The following is a 21,036-nucleotide window of genomic DNA, read 5'->3' as shown; positions in this document are numbered from 1 at the left end:
CCACTGCCCGTGCCCGGTACTCGAGGCGAGTCAGGTCATGGGTGAGGACCTCCTAGGCTGGCGGCATGCCGAGCGATGCGCTGATCGAGTTCTGGAGCGAGCGGCACCTGAGCACGCTGACCACGTTGCGGGCCGACGGCGGTCCCCACGTCGTGCCGGTGGGGGTGACGGTGGACGAGGCGTTCGCGATCGCGCGCGTGATCTGCTCGCGGGGCAGCGTCAAGGCCCGCAACGTGCGCCGCGGCGGCGCGGACGGCGCGCGGGTGGCGCTGTGCCAGGTGGACCGGCGCCGCTGGTCGACGCTGGAGGGCACGGCCGTGGTCCGCGACGACCCGGAGTCGGTGCGCGACGCCGAGGACCGCTACGCGCGGCGCTACCAGCGGCAGCCGAGAGTCAACCCGGAGCGGGTCGTGATCGAGATCAGGATCGACCGGGTGCTGGGCAGGGCATGAGCGTGGGCTCAGCCGCCGAACATCACCCGCCACTCCTCCAGCGACCGGGGGCGGAACACGAAGTTCTGCTCGCGCACCCGCGACAGGGCCGCGCTCGGCTCGGCCGAGTACATGTGCCCCGGATACACCACGGGGTCGCCGGCAAGGCCCGCCAGCCACTGCAGGCTCCGGAACATGGCGTCGGCGTCGCCGCCGGGGAAGTCGGTGCGGCCACAGCCCTCCAGGAACAGCGTGTCGCCGGCGACGAGGCGCCCGTCCACGAGGAAGCACTGGCTGCCCGGCGTGTGGCCGGGCGTGTGCAGCAGGCGGATGCCGATGGCACCGACGTCGAGCCGCTCGTCGTGATCATGGGCGACAAGGTCGGTCTCGGACACGCCGGTGGTGCGCCGGACCCACTCGGACTCGGCGCGCGCGACGTGCACCGGCACCTGTTCGCGGGCCAGCAGCTCGGCGATGCCGGTGAGCGAGAAGCCCATCATCTCGCCGCCGACGTGGTCGGGATGATGGTGCGTGGCCAGCACCCCGGTGAGCCGCATGTCGTCGGCGGCCAGCGCGTCCAGCAGGTCGCCCACGGCGTAGGCGGGGTCGACCACCACCGCTTCACCGGTCTCGCGGTCGCCGATCAGGTAGGCGAAGTTGCGCATCTGGGTGGCGACGGGGTCGCCGACGGCGAAGTCGCGTCCCGCGAGCAGCTGCCGGAAGTACAGGCGGTCGGGCATGGCCCGATGGTAGCGACCGCGGGGCGGCGGCTCCGGGAAGGAGCGGGATGACCGCGAGTGAGCACTGGGCGGAGCAGCTGCGCGCGTGGCGCATTCCGGAGCCGATCCTCGCGGCCGCCGAGGACTCGCCGTGGGTGCTGCCGCGGCACGTGTTCACCCGCCGGGCCGACGCGCTCGTCGCCGAGCCGGAGGGCGCGTCGTTTCCGGCGGCCTGGCGGGCGCTCGCGCGGCCGGGCACGGTCCTCGACGTCGGCGCGGGCGCCGGGGCGGCGAGCCTGCCGCTCGCCGCGCGGGCCACCCGGATCACCGCCGTCGACTCCGACGCCGCGCTGCTCGCCGAGTTCGCGCACCGCGCCGCCCGGCTGGGCGCCGAGGCCGTCACCGTGCACGGCACGTGGCCGGACGTGGCAGGCGAGACCGAGCCCGCCCACGTCGTGCTGTGCCACCACGTGGTCTACAACGCCCCCGCCATCACGGAGTTCCTCACCGCGCTCACCGCGCACGCGCGCAGGCTCGTCGTGGTGGAGCTCGCCGCGGCCCATCCCCTCACCTCGCTCAACGATCTGTGGCTGCGGTTCCACGGCCTCGCCCGCCCGCAGGGTCCCACCGCGGAGGACGCCGTCGCGGTGCTGGCCGAGCTGGGCATCACGCCGACGGTCGAGCGCTGGCGGCGGGAGCGCTCCGGCTCGGCGGAGCATCCGGACTTCGGCACGCTCGTCGACGTGACCCGCAGGCGGCTGTGCCTGCCGCGGGAGCGTGCGGGCGAGGTGGCCGAGGCCCTGCGCGAGCGTGCGGGCGGCGGCATCCGCGACCTCGGCTCGTCCGGCGACGACGTCGTGACGCTGACGTGGACGCCCTGACCCTCCCGCATCCTCGGCGGTAACGGACGTGCGACAATCCGTGAACCCCTCGCCCGTCCGAAGGGAGCCCCCGTGCGGCGCGTGCTGCTCATCGCCCTCGTCGCCGTGGCCGTGCTGGCCGCCGGTGTCGCGAGCAGAGCGTTTCCGCCCCCGCACCGGGCCGCGGCCGCACCGCAGCACCAGCACCGGCCGCAGCAGGAGGACCGCGGGCAGCCGCACCGCGTCGACGTCACCGTCACCGGACCGGGTGACACGCTGATGCGGGTGGCCCGGGGCGACGCGCGCACGCAGGTGGCGCTCGGCGGCAAGCCGTTCCGCCACGCCTTCACCGAACCCGCGGGCGGTACCAGCTACCTGGGCATCGCCGTGGCCGCCGCCAGCCGCACCCCCACCGCCGACCGGCCGGTCACCTGCGAGATCCGCGTCAACGGCCGGGTGGTGGCCAGCCAGTCGGCCCGCGAGCTGGACGAGCACGGCGTCGCTCAGGTGCTGTGCACGATCCCGGCACCCATCTAGCGCCGGGCGGGCGAGCCGAAGGGCACCCTGGGTACCCGATGTGTACCGAAGGTCACCTTGGGCTCGGCCACGACCCGCCGCGGTGCCGCCCCCCTGCCGCCGGTTGCTCCCCCGTCCAGCAGACTGCGTCCTCATGACCGGAACAGTCGCCGTCCTGGGCGGGCGCAGTGAGATCGGCCTGGCCGTCGCGGTACGGCTCGCGCGGCAGGGTGCGCGGGAGTTCGTGCTGGCGGCCCGGCGCAGCCACGACCTGGACGCCGAGGAGGCGGCCCTGCGCGAGGCGGGCGCCACCACGGTGACGCGCGTCGAGTTCGACGCCGACGACGTGGCCGCCCACGAGGCCGTGCTCACCGAGATCGTCACCGGCCACGGGCCCGTTGACGTCGTGGTGACCGCGTTCGGCGTGCTGGGCGACCAGGCGCGCGCCGAGCGCGACACCGCGCACGCCCTCGCCGTCGTCCACACCGGCTACACCGCGCACGTCAGCGTCCTGACCCACCTGGCGAACCTGCTGCGGGCGCAGGGCAGCGGCACCCTCGTGGTGTTCTCCTCCGTCGCCGGGATGCGCGTGCGGAGGGCCAACTACGTCTACGGCTCCGCCAAGGCCGGGCTGGACGGCTTCGCCAGCGGCCTCGCCGACGCGCTGGCCGGCAGCGGGGTGCGACTGCTGCTGGTGCGGCCGGGCTTCGTCATCGGCAGGATGACCGAGGGCATGACGCCCGCGCCGTTCTCCAGCACTCCGGCGCAGGTCGCCGACGCCACCGTCAGCGCGCTGCGGCAGGGCCGGGCGGTGGTGTGGGTGCCGCCGATCCTGCGCCCGGTGTTCGCGCTGATGCGCCTGCTGCCCCGGGCCGTCTGGCGCCGCCTCCCCCGCTGAGCCCGAGGCTGCGGCGCACGGCGGGGCGGATCGCGTCCGCGCCCGCGGCGACGGCGGCGACGTGGGCGTCGGGCCGGACGATCCACACCTCGCCGGCGCGGGCGCCGAGCGCCTCGGTGAGCTCACCCGCCGGGTCGATCTCCGCCAGCCGCAGCACCCGGACCGGCGCGGCCGGCTCCCGGGCCGCCCGCTGCGCGGCGGCCACGTCGGCGCCGGGCGCGGCCAGCAGCAGCACCCCGTCACGCGCGATCTCCCGCAGCCTGCCCTGCCGCCCCGCCACGGTGACCGGGCTGTCCGGCACGATCATGCCCGGCCCCGCGGGCGGCACCTGCCCGCGCGGGGGCCTGCCCGCGAAGGGCCGCGACGCGTCGGGCGTGGTCAGCGGCGAGTCGACGTACCAGAACGGCTCCGCCAGCCGCCCGGAGTCCACCTCGGGGTGGGCGGCCGGGTCGGTGACGGCGCGGTCGAGCACCGCGCGGCGGCGGGCGTGGTCGGCGGCGGTGCCCGGCACCAGAAACCGCATCGTCGCGCTCGTGACGTCCAGGTTCTCCCGCGCCGCGGCGTGCCGTTCGGCGTGGTAGGAGTCCAGAAGGGACGGTGGTGCCCAGCCGTGGAGCACGAAGGCCAGTTTCCACGCGGCGTTCTCGGCGTCGGCGACCCCGGAGTTCAGCCCGCGCGCCCCGAACGGTGCCACCAGGTGAGCGCAGTCGCCCGCGAGCAGGACGCGGCCGCAGCGCAGCCGGTCGGCAACGCGGGAGTGGAACCGGTACACCGACTTCCACACGATCTCGTAGGGACGGTCGCCGATGATCGCCCTGATCCGCTCGTCGAGACGGCCGTCGGCCTCCTCGGCGGCCAGGTCGTAGTCGCCGGGCACCTGCCAGTCGATGCGGAACGTGGAGCCGGGACACGGGTGGATCAGCACCTGCCGTCCGGGGTTCCACGCCGGATCGAAGTAGAAGCGACGCTCGGTGCTCCAGCCGGGGAGGTCGGTACGGATGTCGCAGATGAGGAACCGGTCGTCGAAGGAGTCCCCCGCGAAGGACACGCCGAGCAGCGCGCGCAGGTCGTCGCCCCGCGCGCCCGCGCAGGCCACCGCGTAGGAGGCGTGCAGTGTGCGATCGCCGCAGGTCAGCTCGACGCCGTCGGCGTGCTGGGTCAGGCCGGTCACCTCGTGGTCCCAGCGGACGTCGATGCGCGGCTCGGCCGCGATGCGCTCGTCGAGGATCTCCTCGGTGCGGGCCTGGGAGATGTTGACGAACGGCGGGAAGCTGGGCCTGCCCGCCTCGGCCAGCGTGTAGGCGAACAGCTCGCCGTCGCGGTAGAACGTCCGCGCGGTGGTCCACGTGACGCCCTCGTCGGCGATGCGCCTGCCCGCGCCGACGGCCTCCCAGATGTCGAGCACGTCGCGCTGCTGGCAGATCGCCTTCGACCCGACGAGGTCCCGCGCGGGGCGCTTGTCCAGCAGCAGCACGTCGATGCCCCAGCGGGCCAGCAGGAGCGCGGTGGTCTGGCCCACCGGGCCGTTGCCGATCACGGCGACGGGGCCGCCCCCGCCCGGTCCGGTCCGGGGTGTCCCCGGTGTCACGGAGGTCATGTCGTCTCGTCCGCTCAGTCCTGCAGCTGGTCCCAGACCTCGCGGTCCCGCTCGGCCGTCCAGATCACGGGCCGCTCGATGCCGGAGAGTTCGTCCCACAGCCGCGAGACGTCGAAGGGCAGGCAGTGCTCGAAGATCGGCCAGTGCCCGTACTGGTCGTAGAGGGCGGCGTGGGTGCGGCCGAACGCCTCCTTGAGCGTGCCGCCGCGCTCGTGGACGGCGCTCACCTCGTCGATCATCACCCGCAGGAAGTGGCGGGTCTGCTCGACGGCGGCGTCGACCTCCTCGCGCCCCCTGCTGACCGCGCCGCGCCCGCCCACGAGCGCCTCCGCGCCGAACGCCTTGACCCGGTCGAGGGTGCCCGAGGCCCAGTCGCGGTGGAACGCGTCCCCGGTGTAGAGCGCGGCCTGCGCCTCGACGAGGTCGCCCGCGAAGAGGATGCGGTGCCGGGGCAGCCAGCCGACGATGTCGCCCTCGGTGTGCCCGCGCCCGCAGTACTGCAGCACGAGGTCGCCGCGGTCGCCACCGAGGTCGATGGTGAGCCGGTCGGAGAAGGTGAGGGTGGGCCAGGTCAGCCCCGGCACGGAGTCGGCCTGCTTGGCCAGCCGGGGCATGCGGCCGAACTCGCTTTCCCAGTCCTCCTTGCCGCGTTCGGCCACCAGCGCGCGGGTGTTCTCGTGCGCGACGATGACGTCGGCGTCGAAGGCGGACGCGCCGAGCACGCGCACCGCGTGGTAGTGCGACAGCACGAGGTAGCGCACCGGCTTGTCGGTGTGCTCGCGCAGCCGGGCCAGCCACTCCGCGGCGGCGACCGGGGTGGCCATGGCCTCGAAACAGACCAGGAAGTCCTCGCCCTCGATCGCCCCCACGTTCGGGTCGCCCTCCGCGGTCAGCGCGTACACGCCGTCGGCGAGCACTTCCAGCGTCTGTTCCTTCTCCCCCAGATCCGCCGAGGATGCGAAAGCCTTCTGCGCCACGGTGCGCCTCCCACGAACGATCAAAGCTTTGATTACTTGGTTGTGGCAGTACCGTAGCGCCGATCTGGTCCCGACGGCAAGGGCTAACCTGAGCCCATGACAGCCCAGCCTGCCGACGGCGAGCTCGACTACCTGTCCTTCGTCGACTTCGCGATCGCCAGGACGAGCACCGAGCTGGAGGGCATCGACCCGGAGGCGATGCGGCTGGTGCTCACACTGCACCGGCTCACCAGCGCGCTGGTCTACGACCTGGAGTCGGCGGTGCACCGCCCGCGCGGGCTGAGCTGGCCCGGTTTCCGCGTGCTGTTCGTGCTGTGGCTGGCGGGCCCGCTCGAGGCCAAACGTGTCGCCGAACTGTCCGGTATGAGCCGCGCCGCGGTGTCGGCGCTCGTCAAGACCCTCGAACGCGGCGGGCTCGTCGAGCGCAGGCAGGCCGAGCACGACCGGCGCGCCGTGCAGCTGACCCTCACGGCGGCCGGCCGCGAGACGATCACCAGTGACTACCGGGCCCACAACGAGCGCGAGCAGGCCTGGGCCAACACGCTCGACGCGCACGAGCGCGCGACCCTGATCGGGCTGCTCGACAAGCTCATGGCCGGCTCGGCCGCGGCGGAGGCCAAGCGCCGCTTCTGACCGGCCGCGGCGGATCCGGGCGAAAGTGCCGGGCCGAACGGCCCTACCGGCACGGGCGCGCTCGCTGCACGGTGAGGCGGGGATCTGGAGGCTTCACGGGATGGGCGCGATGCTGGACTCGTTCGGGCTCGAAGTGCTGCGGCGCGACGAGTGCGTGGCCCTGTTGTCGGCGGTCAACGTCGGCAGGGTCGTCTACACGCGGCGTGGCCTTCCCGCCGTGCAACCGGTGCGGTTCGTGCTGCGCGACGAGGACGTCCTGTGCGGTGCGCCCGCGGGCAGCGCCCTGTTCGCCGCCGCGGACGGCAACGTGGTGGCCTTCGAGGCCGACATCTTCGCACCCGATCTCGCCAGCGGCTGGTACGTGACCGTGCTGGGCAGGGCCGCCGAGCTGCGCAACGGCTCGGTGGCCGCGGCCCTGCCCGACCTGTCGTGGCGGCCCCGGACCGACGACCGTTTCCTGCGGATCCCGATCGAGGTGGTCACCGGCCGCAGGCTCGGCTGAGCGCGGACGGTATCGGTGGCCCGCCGGGACGCCTAGACTTCCAGCACAACAGCGTCGGCCCTATGGGGGCATGGTGAGCGAAGCCAGCGTCCGCCGCCTGCTCGACGGGGTGGTGAGCGTCGCCCAGGACCTCAGCCTGCCCGACGTGCTGCACCGGATCGTGCTCGCCGCGCGGGACCTCGCCGACGCCCGCTACGGCGCGCTCGGGGTCATCGGACCGGAGGGCGGGCTCACCGAGTTCATCGGCGTCGGCACCGACGACGAGACCCGCGCGGCCATCGGGCCGCTGCCCACCGGCCAGGGCATTCTCGGCCTGCTCATCGACCAGCCCCGCCCGCTGCGGTTGCCCGACCTGCGCGAACACCCCGCCGCGTCCGGCTTCCCGCCCGGCCACCCCCCGATGCGCTCGTTTCTGGGCGTGCCGATCCGCGTGCGCGACACCGTGTTCGGCAACCTCTACCTCACCGACAAGCGCGGCGGCGGCGAGTTCACCCAGCACGACGAGGACGTCGTCGTGGCGCTGGCCGCCGCGGCGGGGGTCGCGATCCAGAACGCCACCCTCTTCGAGCGGACCCGGCTGCGCGAACGCTGGCTCGCCGCGTCACAGGAGGTCACGGCGACACTGCTCGGTGGAGAGGACCCCGAGGCGGCGCTGCGCCTGATCGCCGAACGGGCCCGTGCCGTGTCGGGAGCGACGGTCGGGGCGATCGCCCGCCCCGACGAGGACCGTCCCGGCACGCTCGTCTTCGACATCGTGGAGACGGCGGGCGCGGTGCCCCAGCCGATCACCGGGCTGAGCGTGTCCACCGAGGGCACCGCCACCGGCGAGGCCTTCACCACCGGCAAGGCAATCGTCGTGCGCGACTACGGCGCCCATGTGGCCGACTACCAGCAGGAGCGTACCGACGCGCGGCTGCCCGCCATCGTGGCGCAGCTGGACTCGGCCGTCGCCGTCCCGCTCACCGTCGGGTCGAACACGCTCGGCGTGCTGCTGGTGGCCAAGGTCGGCGACGCGCCGCCGTTCGGCGACGACGAGGTGGAGCTGGTGCAGACGTTCGCCGCGCAGGCGGCTCTGGCGCTGGAGTTCGGCAGGGCGGCCAGGGACCGCGAGCGGCTGGCGGTGTTCGAGGACCGCGAGCGCATCGCCCACGACCTGCACGACCTGGTGATCCAGCGGCTGTTCGCCATCGGCCTCGGGCTGGAGGGCCTCGGCAGGCTCACCAGCAGCCCGCGGATCGCCGAGCAGGTCAGCGGGTTCGTGCACGAACTCGACCGGACGATCCGCGACATCCGCAACAGCATCTTCTCGCTGCAGGACACCGACCCCGCCGAAGGACCGGGCGGGCTGCGCTCCGAGCTGCTGCGGGTGGTGCTGGACACCTCCCCCGCGCTCGGGTTCGAGCCCCGCATCTCCTTCGAGGGCCCACTGGACACCGCCGTGCCCTCGGCGGTGCGCCCCGACGTCGTCGCCACGCTCCGGGAGGCGCTGAGCAACACCGCCCGCCACGCCGCGGCCACCGAGGTGTCGGTGACCGTGGCGCTCGACCGCGGCGGCCGCACGTTGTCGGTGTCGGTCACCGACAACGGCGCGGGGATGCCCGCTCGGCCCGGGCGGCGCAGCGGCCTGGCCAACCTCGCGGAACGGGCCGCGCGCTGGCTCGGGCGGCTGACGCTGACCCCGGCTGCCGGTGGCGGAACCGTGCTCAACTGGACGGTGTCCCTGCCCAGACCAGGAGGACGGTCATGACGATCGCGGTGTTCCTGCTCGACGACCACGAGGTGGTCCGCACGGGACTGCGCACCGTGCTGGAGGCCGAGCCCGACCTGCGGGTCGTGGGCGAGGCGGGCACGGCCGCTGAGGCGCTGGCCCGGACCCCGCAGGTGCGCCCCGACGTCGCGATCCTCGACGTGCGCCTGCCCGACGGCGAGGGCGTGACGGTGTGCCGCGACATCCGCACCGCAGTGGACCCGCCGCCCGCGTGCCTCATGCTCACGTCGTTCTCCGACGACGAGGCGTTGTTCGGGGCGATCATGGCGGGCGCCTCGGGCTACCTGCTCAAGCAGATCTCGGGCGCCGCGCTGGTGTCGGCCGTGCGGGCCGTGGCCGCGGGCGCCTCGCTGATCGACGAGCAGCTGACCGAGGCGATGCTGGTCAAGCTCCGGGGCGAGCACGAGCCGGACCCGCGCTACGAGTCGCTGAGCCCGCAGGAGCGGCGGGTGCTGGACCTGGTGGCCAGGGGGCTGACCAACCGGCAGATCGCCGCGGAGCTCGTGCTCGCCGAGAAGACGGTGAAGAACTACGTCTCGTCGCTGCTGCACAAGCTCGGCTTCGAGCGGCGCACCGAGGCCGCCGTGTTCGCGACGCGGCGCACGCGCTCGCCGAACGGCAGGCGCGGGTGAGCCGCCTCGGTCCCGGGTCAGTCCCGCGGGGCGTCCAGCACCTCGGCCACCCGCCTGCGCGGGCTCTGCGGCACCGCGGCCAGCGGGTGGCCCACGCGCATGAGCACCTGCGGATAGCCGGGCAGGCCCAGCCGCTCGACGAAACTCGACCGCGCCTCGGACAGGTGCAGCGGCTGCGTCTGCACGGCGGCGGCCAGTCCCAGGTCGACGGCGGCGAGCCAGGTCCGCTCCATCGCGATGCCGGCGTTGAGATGATCGAGCCGCGAGTCGCCCGCCGTGAGGAACACCAGCACCGTCTCCTCCTGCAGCCGCGAGGCCAGCGTCTCGCGGTCCGGCAGCGCGGTGGCGGGCCGCACGATGCCCGCCCACGGCAGGCTGGAGGCGGGCAGCGCGCTACGGGCGATGCCCGCGCCGTGCCGGTGGGCGCGCTCGTCGCGGACCGTCCACAGGGCCAGCTCCCGCTGGTAGGCGTGGTTGCGCTGCAGCGCCGCACCCGCGTACTCCAGCATGTCGGCCAGCACCACCAGCTCGTCGCGGGTGCTGAGCACCCGCAGCTGCACGCCCTCGGCCGAGCAGGCCGCGCGCAGGTCCTTGAGGTCGTAGTCCGACACCGGCTGGCCGGAGAAGGCGTGCCGGTAGCTGCGCCGCCGCGCGATGGCCGAGTAGCGGTGCAGGTCGGTGTCGCTCGGTACCCGGGTGCCCTCGGCGGTCAGCCGTGCGACCAGGTCCGGCTGGTGCTCGTCCGGCAGCAACGCCACGTGAGTGCCGGCGCCGAGCACGCGCATCGCGAGCTCGAGGTTCGCCACCGCCGCACCGCAGGACAGCGAGCGGTCACGGCCGAGCGGATCATGGTAGGGCAGCGCGAGGTCGGTGCGCTCGGACAGCAGCGCCTGCCCGTCCGGGAGGTCGAGCGACCAGGGCTGGGTGTTGTGCACCGACGGGGCGCGGACCACCGCCCTCGCGAGGACGTCGGTCTCGCCGGTCGACCATACGTGCGTGCTCTCCATACCCGACACAATCCCCGAATCGTGGCTCCGGTTCGCGATTCGGAAGTCCTTTCCCGCAGGGACTTCTGGCCTGCCGAACAGCCAGCCATGCCGACGGCCCCTGGGGCTAGGGCACAAAGCCCCTCCGTCCACGAGACTTGCGGATCATGTGGCGGGCACCGGGTGCGCGTTATCGTGTGAGGCGTGACCATCCGTGTGTTCCTCGTCGACGATCACGAGATCGTGCGCCGGGGTCTTGCCGACCTGCTGGCCGACGAACCCGACATGGAGATCGCCGGGGAGGCGGCGTCAGTGAGCGAGGCCCTGACCCGCGTGCCCGCCTCCGGTGCCGACGTGGCCGTGCTCGACGTGCGCCTGCCCGACGGCAACGGCGTCGAGCTGTGCCGGGAGCTGCTGTCGCGCAGCAGCGACATGCGCTGCCTGATGCTCACGTCCTACGCCGACGACGAGGCGCTGTTCAACGCGATCATGGCCGGAGCGTCCGGGTTCGTGCTCAAGCAGGTGCTCGGCTCCGACCTGATCTCGGCTGTGCGCACCGTCGGCTCCGGCGGCTCCCTGCTGGACAGCCGCACCACCGCGGCGCTGATGAACCGCATCCGCCGCGAGCGGGTGGAGGCCGACCCGGTCGCGGCCCTGTCCGAGCAGGAGCGAGCCGTGTTCGACCTCATCGGCGAGGGCCTGACCAACAAGGAGATCGCCGAGCGCCTGTTCCTCGCCGAGAAGACGGTGAAGAACTACGTCTCCCGCCTGCTCGGCAAGCTGGGCATGCAGCGCAGGACGCAGGCCGCGGTCCTGGCCACCGAGCTGCGCAGGTCCGGCGGGCCGAAGCACCCCGGCGAGTAGCCACCCGCCGGGCTCACCGCACCGGCACCTGCCAGCGCACCCGGGTGCCGCCGCCCGGCGCGTCGTCGGTGGTCGCGTCGCCGCCGCACTGCCGCGCCCTGCGGACCATGTTGTCCAGGCCGCTGCGCCGCACGTCCGGGCCGATCCCGACGCCGTTGTCGGCCACCTCGACGACCAGTGTGTCGGCGTCGGCCTCCACCGCCACCGCGATCTCGTCGCCGCCGGAGTGGCGCAACGCGTTGCTCAGCGCCTCCCGCAGCACCGCCTCGGCGTGTTCGCCGATCTGTGGTGGCACGAACGTGTCGACGGCGCCCGAGATCCGCATGGACGGCGACACCGTCGCGTCGGTGGTCAGGTCGGCCACGACGTCGAGCAGCCGCCTGCGCAGGCTCGCCGGCCGGTCGGCACCGGTGGTGTGCAGGTCGAAGATCGACGTGCGGATCTCGCGGACCGTGCGGTCCAGCTGCTCCACCGACTGCTGCACCCGCCCGCGGGCGTGCTCGTCGGTGATGCGGCGCAGCGTGCCCTGCAGGCTCATGCCGGTGGCGAACAGCCGCTGGATGACATGGTCGTGCAGGTCCTGCGCGATGCGGTCGCGGTCGGCCAGCAGGTCCAGCAGCCGCTGGTTGCGCTGCTTGTCGGCGAACTCCAGGGCCACCGCCGCCTGGTCGGCCAGCGACGACAGCATCGGCAGCTGGTCGGCGGCGAAGGCGGCCGCCCCCTTGGGCCGCGCCGTGACGAGCAGGCCGCCCGCGCCCGAGGAGCTGGTCAGCGGAACGGCCACGGCGGGCCCGAACCCCGCCGAGCCGATCTTCGGGCCTTCCGGCATGGCGGCGGCCAGATCCGGCAGCAGGCGCGGCTCTCCCGTGCGCAGCACGTCGGCGACAGCGGAGTCGCCCTGGGTGTCCACGGTCAGCCCCACGAGCCCGTCGCTGCGCTCGCCCGACACCACGCTGACGGTCACCCAGTCGGAGCCCTCACTGTCGGCGAGGAGGATGAACGCGTCCTCGGCGGCGGCCAGTTCCCGGACCCGCTGCACGATCAGCCGCAGCGTGGCGTCCACCGACGCCCCGCCGAGCAGCTCACCGTTGATCTCGGCGACCGCGCCCAGCCAGCGCTCCCGCATCCGCGACTTCTCGAACAGGCGCGCGTTGTCCACGGCCACGCCCGCGGCGGCCGCCAGTGCCTGCAGCACCACCTCGTCGTCGGCGGTGAACTCCGCCCCGCCCCGCTTCTCGGTGAGGTACAGGTTGCCGAACACCTTGTCCCGCACCCGCACGGGCACGCCGAGGAAGCTGTGCATCGGCGGGTGGTTGCGCGGAAAGCCGACCGAGGCCGGGTGCTTGGCCAGGTCGGCGACCCGCACCGGGCGCGGATCCTCGATCAGCACGCCGAGCAGGCCACGGCCCTCGGGCAGATGCCCCATCTGCGCCCTGGTCTCCTCGTCGATGCCGACGTAGACGAACTCCGAGAGCCCGGAGCCGTCGTCGGACAGCACACCGAGAGCGCCGTACTGGGCGTCGACGAGGTCCACCGCCGCCTGCACGATCCGCTGCAGTGTGGAGTCCAGTTCCAGCCCGGTCGCCACGGCGAGCACGGCGTCGAGCAGACCCTGCAGCCGGTCGCGGGTCTTGACGATCTCGGTGAGCCGCTCCTGCACCTCGTGCAGCAGCTCGTCGAGCCGCAGCCCGGCGAGTGCGTTGGTGGGCATCGGCGGCTCGCCGGGAGCGCCTGCGGGTGTCACGTGGGCCGACATCCGGTCTCCCATCGGGCGACGGTCACACTGTCTGATCGTTCCAGCCTACTCACATGTTGCATGAGCGGCCTACCTGCCGGAACGTGCACCGGAAACGATCCGGTCAGGTACCCAGGCGCAACAACAGCTGCGGGCTGCCGCTGAGGCCACAGCTGCGGAGCACGCGCTGCCGGAACTCGCGGAACTGGAACGGGCCGATCTGCGGCGCGGTGGTGAGTTCCCTGGTCCTGGCCGCCAGGGTGGCCTGCTGCATGGCCGCTCCGGCCAGGATCTGGTCCCTGCGCCCGTCCGCGGCCGTCACGACCAGCAGCCCGGGGTCGAGCGTCTGCTTGCGGCTGGCGGGCGTGAACGACGACAACGGCACCAGCGACACACCCCGCGCCGCCCCGGCGTGCACGATCTCGTCGAGCACGTCGCCCGGCAGCGTCGCCGGGTCGACGGTGTGCCGGTGCCTGCGCTGGTCGAACAACGCCTGGAACCGGCGCGCGTCGGTGTTTCCGGGGCGGAGCCTGGCCCGCGCGGTGACGCAGGCCGCGAGATCCGGCCGGGCGGCGTCGCCCAGCAGTACCGTCTCCGGCAGCCAGCCGAGCACCCGCATGGCCACGGCCACCCCCGCCAGTGCCGAGCCGCACGCGAGCACCCGGTCGCGGCCCGCGCCGTCGTGCAGCCAGCTCGCCGCGCGGAACCGCTCGTAGATCTCCACGCGCTGCTCGTGCACCTCCACCGTCCATGGACTGCCGACGCCGCAGGAGTCGGTGTGCAGTGCCGCGCGCACGAGCACGCTCTTCTCCTGCGCCGACCAGACGTGCGCGGCGGCTCTCGCCGGAAGTGTCGCGGTCACCGGTCCTCCTCCCGGTCACTGACCTCGGCGACCGGCCTGCGCGGCGTGGGCGCGCCCGGGTAGCCGTAGCCGAAGCGGAGCACGGTCTGCGGGTGCTCGTGGGGACCGAGCAGCCGCCGCAGCTCCTCCCTGGTCGTGCCGACCTCGATCGGCTGTGACAGGAACGACGCGGCGAGGCCGCCCGAGGTCGCCGCCAGCAGCACGCGCTGCATGGCCTGCCCGGCGCGGAGGATGTCGAGCCGGGTGTCGCCGTGCGTGGTCAGCACGCCCACCAGTGGGGCGTTCTCGAAGGGCCGGCGCCGCTTGTCGTCGTGCCAGCCGTAGTCCCGCAAGGTGAGCAGGCCGCCGTCGAGGGCGCGCGGCCCGCCCGCCGAGCGCGGCACGCCATCGGTGCGCTCGCCGCCGTGGGTCCACCGGCGCAGCTCGGCCTGGAACCGCGGATCGTCGGTCTGGATCCGGTCGGCCCTGCGCAGCAGCCCGGCGACGGTGTCCAAGCTGCCCGGCTCGGTGAGCAGCACGAGTGTGGCACCCTCGGCCGCCGCCGCGCCGGTGAGCGCGTGCCGGGCCGCCACCGGCACGGGGCGGTCCAGGAACGGCCGCCGGTTGGTGTGCCGGAACGGCACCGCGCCCGCCAGCCGTCGCTCCTCCGGCGTGGGCCGCTGCTCGGCACCGAGGTGCAGGCTGGCGAGCAGGTCCGGGTCGCGCCGGTCGGGCAGCAGGTCAACGGTGGCCGCCCGGCCCGACGCGGCCACCGCGAGCCGCATGTTCAGCAACGCCGCGCCGCAGGCGAGCGTCGCCTCGCGGGCGCCGGGGTCGCAGACGGGCAGCACCCGGTCGCGGTCGAGCAGCAGGTCGATCCGTTCCCCGCCGACCCGGAACCGCCACGGCTGGGTGTTGTGCGGCGACGGCGCCCGGATCGCCGCACGCAGCGCGGCGTCGCCGAGCACATCCGCCTGCGCGGTGATGCCGGTCATCACGACCTCCAGAACACGGTGGGCCTTCGGCATCCAGCGTGCTGGGGATACCCGCTTGCCGGCAGCGGCAGTCGTCCCGCGAGGGCAGGGCCTTAGGTCCCCACTTCGCCCGCGGTGCCCAACGGTCCCTCCGGCCGGGGACGTTCGGCCCTAACCGTGACGCGGTGCTTGCCCGATCTTGGATCCGGACTGGGACCGACAGGGGAGAACCTCCATGAACGCGCTCGATCTGGCCCGCTGGCAGTTCGGCATCACGACCGTGTACCACTTCATCTTCGTGCCGCTGACCATCGGCCTTTCGCTCGTGGTCGCGATCATGCAGACGATGTGGGTGCGGACCGGCAGGGACCACTACCTGCGGATGACGAAGTTCTGGGGAAAGCTCTTCCTCATCAACTTCGCCATGGGCGTGGTGACCGGGATCGTGCAGGAGTTCCAGTTCGGCATGAACTGGAGCGACTACAGCCGCTTCGTCGGCGACATCTTCGGCGCGCCGCTCGCGATCGAGGGACTGCTCGCCTTCTTCATGGAGTCGACGTTCCTGGGACTGTGGATCTTCGGCTGGAACCGGCTGCCGAAGCGGGTGCACCTGGCCACGATCTGGGCCGCCTCGATCGGCACGATGCTCTCGGCGTACTTCATCCTCGCCGCGAACTCGTGGATGCAGCACCCCGTCGGCTACACGATCAACGAGGCGACCGGCAGGCCCGAGCTCAACGACTTCGGCGCGGTGCTGACGAACCCCACCGTGCTGGTGACGTTCCCGCACACGATGTTCGCCAGCTTCCTCACCGCCGCGGCCGTGCTCGTCGGCATCAGCGCGTGGCACCTGCGCAAGCGGCGTGAGGTGCCGGTGTACCGGCCTTCGATGCTGTTCGGGCTGTGGCTCATGCTCGTCTCCAGCGTCGGCGTGGTCGTCAGCGGCGACCTCCAGGCCAGGGTGATGACCGAGCAGCAGCCGATGAAGATGGCCGCGGCCGAGGCACTGTACGACTCGGCGGGCCCGGCGTCGTTCTCGCTGTTCACCATCGGCTCGCTCGACGGCTCCGAGGAGCTGTTCAGCGTCCGTGTGCCCGGCGTGCTGTCGTTCATGGCCACCGGCGCCCTCGACGGCCGGGTGGAAGGCATCAACGACCTGCAGCGGCAGGCGGAGCAGCAGTTCGGGCCCGGCGACTACACCCCCAACGTCCCGATCGCGTACTGGTCGTTCCGCGTCATGGTCGGCTTCGGCTTCCTCATGGGCCTGCTGGCGATCGCGGGTCTGTGGGCCATGCGGCGCGGACGGCTGCCGGGCGGCCGGTGGTTCTACCGCGCGGCCATCGCGATGATCGCCGCACCGTTCGTGGCCAACAGCGTCGGCTGGATCTTCACCGAGATGGCCCGGCAGCCGTGGGTGGTCTACGGCGTGCTGCGCACCGCCGACGGCGTCTCCCCCTCGGTCGCCGCGGGGTCGGTGCTCACCTCGATGGTCGTGTTCACCGTCCTCTACGGAGTGCTCGCGGTGGTCGACGGGATCCTGATGTACCGCTACGCCAAGGCCGGACCGCCCCAGCTGGAGCCGCAGGTGCCGGACGAGCCCTCCGGCGACACCAAGCCCGAACAACCCGTCTTCGCCTACTAGACCGAAGCGTCCGAAAAGGAACATCGACATCATGGCGCTCACCGACATCTGGTTCATCCTCATCGCCGTGCTGTGGACGGGCTACTTCGTCCTGGAGGGCTTCGACTTCGGGGTCGGCTCCCTGCTTCCCGTGCTCGGCCGCGACGACACCGACCGCCGCGTGATGATCAACACGATCGGCCCGGTGTGGGACGGCAACGAGGTCTGGCTGCTCGTCGCGGGCGGCGCGACCTTCGCCGCGTTCCCGCTCTGGTACGCGAGCCTGTTCTCCGGGTTCTACCTGGCACTGCTGGTGATCCTCGTCGCGCTCATCCTGCGCGGGGTGGCGTTCGAGTTCCGCGGCAAGATCGACAGCGCCCGGTGGCGGCGGGGCTGGGACTACGCGATCATCGGCGGCTCGGCCGTGCCCGCCCTGCTGTGGGGTGTCGCGTTCGGCAACATCGTGCGGGGCGTGCCGCTGGACGCCGACCACAACTTCACCGGCTCCTTCTTCGACCTGCTCAACCCCTACGCCCTGCTGGGCGGACTGACGACGCTGAGCGTGTTCACCCTGCACGGTGCGATCTTCCTGGCGCTCAAGACCGAGGGCGAGATCCGCGAGCGGGCCCGCGCGCTCGTGCTCCCGCTCGGGCTGGCCGCCATCCTCGCCGCGGGCGGCTTCCTGATCTGGACGCAGGCCGACTTCGGCAAGGCGTGGACGCTGGCGCCCGTGGCCGTCGCCGCCCTCGGGCTCGTCGGCAGCCTCGTCGCGACCCGTGAGGGCCGCGACGGCTGGGCGTTCACCGGCACGGCCGTGGCCATCGTGTCCACCACGGTCGCCCTGTTCGGCTCGCTGTACCCCAACGTGCTGCCCTCGATCACCGCCGCCGCGGGCACGCTGACCACGACGAACGCGGCGTCCACGCCGTACACGCTGACGATCATGACGTGGGTGGCCGTGGCGTTCACCCCGATCGTGCTGATCTACCAGGCGTGGAGCTACTGGGTGTTCCGCAAGCGGATCGGCCGCGCGGCGATCCCGGCCTCGGCGGGCCTGCCCGCGAGGCAGCCGTGAGGCCGCTCGACCCCCGGCTGCTCCGGCACGCGCGCTCCGCAAGGCCGTTCGTGCTCGGCTGCGCGGCGGTGGGCGTGCTCACCGCCGCGCTGGTGATCGCCCAGGCCGGGCTGCTGGCCGGGATCGTCACCGACGCCTTCCTCGGCGGAGCGGACCTGGCGGCGCTGGCGGCGCCGGTCGCGCTGCTCGCGGCCGTGGTCGCCGGTCGGGCGGCGCTGGCGTGGGCGGCCGAGTCGGCCGCGCACCGGGCGTCGGCCTCCGTCATCGGCGAGCTGCGCGCGAAGCTGATGGCGCACGTGCTGCGTCCCGGCCCGGCGCGCACGGGCGGCCGGTCCCCCGCCGAGCTGGCCACGATCGCCACCCGCGGCCTGGACGGCCTCGACGGCTACTTCGCGCGCTACCTGCCGCAGCTGCTCGTCGCCGCCGTCGTCCCGGCCACGGTCACCGCGTGGATCCTGCTGCAGGACTGGGTCGCGGCGGTGGTCGTCGCCGTCACCGTGCCCCTGATCCCCATCTTCATGATCCTCATCGGCCTGTACACCCAGCGCGACACCCGCAGGCAGTGGCGGACGCTGGCGCTGCTGGGCAACCACTTCCTCGACCTCGTCGCCGGACTCGGCGTGCTGAGCGCCTTCGGCAGGGCCGGAACCCAGGCGGCGACGATCCGGCGGGTCACCGAACGCTACCGCGCCCAGACCATGCGGACCCTGCGCGTGGCGTTTCTGTCCGCACTGGTGCTGGAGTTGCTCGCCACGCTGTCGGTGGCGATGGTGGCCGTGTCCATCGGGCTGCGGCTGGTCTCCGGCACCCTCGACCTGCACACCGCGCTGGTCGTGCTGATCCTGGCTCCCGAGGTGTACCTGCCGCTGCGCGCCGTCGGCGCCCGCTTCCACGACAGCGCCGAGGGACTGGCCGCCGCCGAGGAGGCCTTCGAGGTCCTCGCCGACGAGGGCGCGCCCGAGGGCAACCTGCCCGCGCCCGACCCGGCCCGCACCGGGCTGCGGCTGGCCGGCGTGCGCGTGGAGGGCCGCGGCGGCCCGATCCTGGACGGCTTCTCGCTGACCGTCGCGGGCGGCGAGGTCGTCGGCATCACCGGGCCGAGCGGTGCGGGCAAGTCGACGCTGCTCGACGTGGTGCTGGGCCGCAGGCGTCCCGGCGCGGGCACCGTCGAAGCCGGGGGGATCTCCCTCCCGGAGGTGGACCCCGAGTCCTGGCTCGGCCGCATCGCGTGGGTACCGCAGCGGCCCCGGCTCGTCTCCGGCACGGTGGAGGACAACATCCGCCTCGGCTCGCCGGACGCGAGCCGGGCCACCGTGCTGGCCGCCGCCGAGGCGGCGGCGCTCGACGTGCCGCTGGACACGGCCGTCGGCGAGCTCGGCGCCGCCCTGTCCACCGGCCAGCAGCGCCGGGTGGCGCTGGCGCGGGCGCTCGTGCTCGACCGCCCGCTGCTGCTGCTCGACGAGCCCACGGAGGGGGTCGACGCCGAGACCGAGGACGCCATCCTCGCGGCACTGCCCGGCGCGCTCGCCGGGCGGACCGCGCTGGTGGTGACGCACCGGCCCGCGGTGCTGCGGGCGTGCGACCGCGTGGTGACCCTGCGGCCGCCGTCCCCGCAGGACGCCGCGCCGGCCCCGGCCCGGCCGGACGCGGTGCCCGGCGCCAGGACACGCGCGCCCGGCTCACCGCGCGAGGAGGAGCCGGGCGACCGGCCCGCACCCGCGGGGCAGGCGCGGGGCCGCTGGGGCTGGCTGCCCGCCGCGATCCGGCCCTACCGGCTGCGGCTGGCGCTGGCCGCCGCGGCGGGCGCGGGCGCGCTCGGCTCGGGTGTCGCGCTGACCGCGACCTCGGCATGGCTGATCGCCACCGCCGCGCTGCACCCCCCGGTGCTGACCCTCACGGTGGCGATCGTCGCGGTGCGCACGTTCGGCATCAGCAAGGGCGTGCTGCGCTACGTCGAGCGGCTGGTCTCCCACGACGCCGCGCTGCGGGCGCTGGCCGACCTGCGGGTGCGCGTGTGGACGTCGCTCGTGCGGCTCGGCCCCGCCGCGACCGCCCGGCTGCGGCGTGGCGAACTGCTCGACCGGCTCGTGTCCGATGTGGACTCCCAGCAGGACGTGCTGGTGCGCGGCGTGATCCCGGTGGCGGCCTCGGCCCTCGTCGGCGCGGGCGCCGCGACCGGGCTCGGGCTGCTGCTGCCCTCGGCCGGGCTCACGCTCGCCGCGGGCCTGCTGGCCGCGGGGCTCGCCGCGCCGGCGCTGTCCGTGCTCGCCGCGAGGGCGGCGCAGCGGCGCACCGGCCTGCTGCGGGCGGAGGTGGCCGCGGGGACGGTGGAACTGCTCGACGCGGCACCGGATCTGGTGGCGTTCGGTGCCGTCGGGGCCCGCCACGCCCGGGTGCGGCGGGACGGCGACCGGCTCACCGCCGCCCTGCGCCGCTCGGCTCTGGCCAGGGGGCTCGGGATGGGGCTTTCCACCTTGGCCATCGGCGGCACCATGGTGGCCTGCACGGTGCTGGGCATCACCGCGCTGCGTGCGGGCCAGCTGAGCGGGCCGGGGCTGGCCGTGCTCGCGCTGACCCCGCTGGCCTGCGCCGAGCTGGTGGCGATGCTGCCGGAGAACGCGCAGCGGCTGCTGGGCGCGGGCCACGCCGCTCGCAGGCTCGCCTCGCTCGGCGACACCCCGGCCCCGGCGACCGAGCCGGCCCGGCCGCGCCCCGTCCCGGCGGCCACGCCCCTGGCCGCGGAGCGGCTCGCGGTGCGCTGGCCGGGTGCGGGCGCGGACGCCGTGCGCGACGTCGGCCTCGCCGTGTCCCCGGGCAGCAGGATCGTGCTGACCGGGCCCTCCGGGTCCGGCAAGAGCACGGTGCTGGCCGCGCTCATGCGCTGCCTCGACCCGGCGCGGGGCCGCGTCACCGTCGGCGGCGCCGACGCGCGCGAACTGGCGGGCACGCAGGTGCGCGCGGGCATCGGCTGGTGCGGCCCCGCGAGCCATCTCTTCGACTCGACACTGCGCGAGAACCTGCGGCTCGCCGCGCCGCATTCCACCGACGCCGAGCTTGTCGCCGCCCTGCGTGCGGCGCAGCTCGGCGGCTGGTTCGCGGCCCTGCCGCACGGGCTGGACACCGCGCTCGGCGCCCACGGCACCCCCGTCTCGGGTGGTGAGCGGCAGCGGCTCGGGGTGGCCAGGACGATCCTGGCCGACCGCCCGGTGCTGCTGCTGGACGAACCGACGGCGCATCTCGACGCGGCCACGGCCGACGTGCTCGCCGCGGACCTCACGGAGCTGACCACGGGCAGGGCGGCGGTGATCGTCAGCCATCGCCCGGACGAGTTCCCCGCGCTGCCCGCCGTTCCGTTGGGGGGCGCCCGCCAGGTCCCTCTGGCGCGCAGCGCGTGACCTAGGGCCCTA

Annotated in this window: 19 protein-coding genes; 12 read left to right on the top strand and 7 right to left on the bottom strand. The window is 73.9% G+C overall.

From position 1 onward, the window contains the following. Nucleotides 1-65: 65 nt before the first annotated feature. Nucleotides 66-452: a PPOX class F420-dependent oxidoreductase gene (locus BAY60_RS22025; protein ID WP_112282953.1), complete on the top strand. Its 387-nt coding sequence runs from the start codon at nt 66-68 to the stop codon at nt 450-452. Between the two features lie 8 nt (nt 453-460). On the opposite strand, the gene BAY60_RS22020 is transcribed toward BAY60_RS22025, so the two are convergent. Further along, the gene (locus BAY60_RS22020) at nt 461-1,171 is read right to left on the bottom strand and encodes an MBL fold metallo-hydrolase (protein ID WP_112282952.1); all 711 of its coding nucleotides are present in this window, start codon (nt 1,169-1,171) and stop codon (nt 461-463) included. A gap of 47 nt (nt 1,172-1,218) precedes the next feature. Between BAY60_RS22020 and BAY60_RS22015 the strand changes: the two genes are divergently transcribed. The 3 genes from BAY60_RS22015 to dprE2 all read left to right on the top strand — a co-directional run bounded on the left by BAY60_RS22015 (nt 1,219) and on the right by dprE2 (nt 3,424). Beyond that, a complete protein-coding gene (locus tag BAY60_RS22015) occupies nt 1,219-2,031 on the top strand; it encodes a class I SAM-dependent methyltransferase (protein ID WP_112282951.1) in 813 nt (270 codons plus the stop codon). A gap of 72 nt (nt 2,032-2,103) precedes the next feature. Next, entirely contained in the window at nt 2,104-2,547 is a 444-nt protein-coding gene (locus tag BAY60_RS22010) for a hypothetical protein (protein WP_112282950.1), read from the top strand. Between the two features lie 133 nt (nt 2,548-2,680). Further along, complete coding sequence (gene dprE2, locus BAY60_RS22005) at nt 2,681-3,424, top strand: decaprenylphospho-beta-D-erythro-pentofuranosid-2-ulose 2-reductase (RefSeq protein WP_112282949.1); 744 nt, start codon at nt 2,681-2,683, stop codon at nt 3,422-3,424. Here the strand turns inward: dprE2 and BAY60_RS22000 are convergent. Beyond that, a complete protein-coding gene (locus BAY60_RS22000; RefSeq protein ID WP_112282948.1) occupies nt 3,312-5,021 on the bottom strand; it encodes an FAD-dependent monooxygenase in 1,710 nt (569 codons plus the stop codon). The genes dprE2 and BAY60_RS22000 overlap by 113 nt on opposite strands. A 14-nt stretch (nt 5,022-5,035) precedes the next feature. Then, nucleotides 5,036-5,998, bottom strand: coding sequence for an MBL fold metallo-hydrolase (locus BAY60_RS21995; RefSeq protein WP_112282947.1), 963 nt, complete (start codon nt 5,996-5,998; stop codon nt 5,036-5,038). A gap of 96 nt (nt 5,999-6,094) precedes the next feature. Here BAY60_RS21995 and BAY60_RS21990 point away from each other — a divergent pair, with 96 nt between their 5' ends. The 4 genes from BAY60_RS21990 (at nt 6,095) to BAY60_RS21975 (ending at nt 9,533) form a co-directional block, all read left to right on the top strand. Further along, a complete protein-coding gene (locus BAY60_RS21990) occupies nt 6,095-6,631 on the top strand; it encodes a MarR family winged helix-turn-helix transcriptional regulator (RefSeq protein WP_112282946.1) in 537 nt (178 codons plus the stop codon). Nucleotides 6,632-6,731: 100 nt separating this feature from the next. Next, the gene (locus BAY60_RS21985) at nt 6,732-7,133 is read left to right on the top strand and encodes a pyridoxamine 5'-phosphate oxidase family protein (RefSeq protein ID WP_245992746.1); all 402 of its coding nucleotides are present in this window, start codon (nt 6,732-6,734) and stop codon (nt 7,131-7,133) included. Between the two features lie 70 nt (nt 7,134-7,203). Beyond that, on the top strand, nt 7,204-8,880 hold the full coding sequence (locus tag BAY60_RS21980) for a sensor histidine kinase (protein ID WP_112282945.1): 1,677 nt from the start codon (nt 7,204-7,206) through the stop codon (nt 8,878-8,880). Continuing rightward, nucleotides 8,877-9,533 carry a response regulator gene (locus BAY60_RS21975; protein ID WP_112282944.1) on the top strand — a complete coding sequence of 219 codons (657 nt, stop codon included), beginning with the start codon at nt 8,877-8,879 and terminating at the stop codon, nt 9,531-9,533. The genes BAY60_RS21980 and BAY60_RS21975 overlap by 4 nt, the downstream gene beginning before the upstream one ends. Before the next feature lie 17 nt (nt 9,534-9,550). Here the strand turns inward: BAY60_RS21975 and BAY60_RS21970 are convergent, their stop codons facing one another. Continuing rightward, on the bottom strand, nt 9,551-10,540 hold the full coding sequence (locus BAY60_RS21970) for an Acg family FMN-binding oxidoreductase (RefSeq protein WP_112282943.1): 990 nt from the start codon (nt 10,538-10,540) through the stop codon (nt 9,551-9,553). Nucleotides 10,541-10,723: 183 nt separating this feature from the next. Here BAY60_RS21970 and BAY60_RS21965 point away from each other — a divergent pair, with 183 nt between their 5' ends. Further along, nucleotides 10,724-11,383: a response regulator gene (locus BAY60_RS21965; RefSeq protein ID WP_112282942.1), complete on the top strand. Its 660-nt coding sequence runs from the start codon at nt 10,724-10,726 to the stop codon at nt 11,381-11,383. A 13-nt stretch (nt 11,384-11,396) separates the two neighbouring features. Here BAY60_RS21965 and BAY60_RS21960 read toward each other — a convergent pair whose 3' ends face one another. The 3 genes from BAY60_RS21960 to BAY60_RS21950 form a co-directional block, all read right to left on the bottom strand. After that, complete coding sequence (locus BAY60_RS21960) at nt 11,397-13,139, bottom strand: sensor histidine kinase (protein WP_112282941.1); 1,743 nt, start codon at nt 13,137-13,139, stop codon at nt 11,397-11,399. 103 nt (nt 13,140-13,242) lie between these two features. Next, entirely contained in the window at nt 13,243-13,980 is a 738-nt protein-coding gene (locus tag BAY60_RS21955; protein ID WP_112282940.1) for a hypothetical protein, read from the bottom strand. After that, nucleotides 13,977-14,954, bottom strand: a complete 978-nt coding sequence (locus BAY60_RS21950; RefSeq protein WP_112282939.1) for an Acg family FMN-binding oxidoreductase — start codon at nt 14,952-14,954, stop codon at nt 13,977-13,979. The genes BAY60_RS21955 and BAY60_RS21950 overlap by 4 nt, the downstream gene beginning before the upstream one ends. Before the next feature lie 214 nt (nt 14,955-15,168). On the opposite strand from BAY60_RS21950, the gene BAY60_RS21945 reads away from it, so the two are divergent. Genes BAY60_RS21945 through cydD form a run of 3 tightly spaced genes read left to right on the top strand, consistent with a single transcriptional unit; the run spans nt 15,169 to nt 21,024 of the window. After that, nucleotides 15,169-16,575, top strand: a complete 1,407-nt coding sequence (locus BAY60_RS21945) for a cytochrome ubiquinol oxidase subunit I (protein ID WP_112282938.1) — start codon at nt 15,169-15,171, stop codon at nt 16,573-16,575. Between the two features lie 31 nt (nt 16,576-16,606). Further along, on the top strand, nt 16,607-17,629 hold the full coding sequence (gene cydB / locus BAY60_RS21940) for a cytochrome d ubiquinol oxidase subunit II (RefSeq protein ID WP_112282937.1): 1,023 nt from the start codon (nt 16,607-16,609) through the stop codon (nt 17,627-17,629). Continuing rightward, a complete protein-coding gene (cydD, locus tag BAY60_RS21935; protein WP_112282936.1) occupies nt 17,626-21,024 on the top strand; it encodes a thiol reductant ABC exporter subunit CydD in 3,399 nt (1,132 codons plus the stop codon). Before cydB ends, cydD begins: the two co-directional genes overlap by 4 nt. The last annotated feature ends 12 nt before the right edge of the window (nt 21,025-21,036 follow it).

Source organism: Prauserella muralis, assembly GCF_003202285.1.
In the GTDB taxonomy this organism is placed as follows: domain Bacteria; phylum Actinomycetota; class Actinomycetes; order Mycobacteriales; family Pseudonocardiaceae; genus Prauserella_B; species Prauserella_B muralis.
The sequence above is the reverse complement of the archived record's forward strand: the minus strand, read 5'-3'. Positions and strand labels throughout refer to the sequence as shown.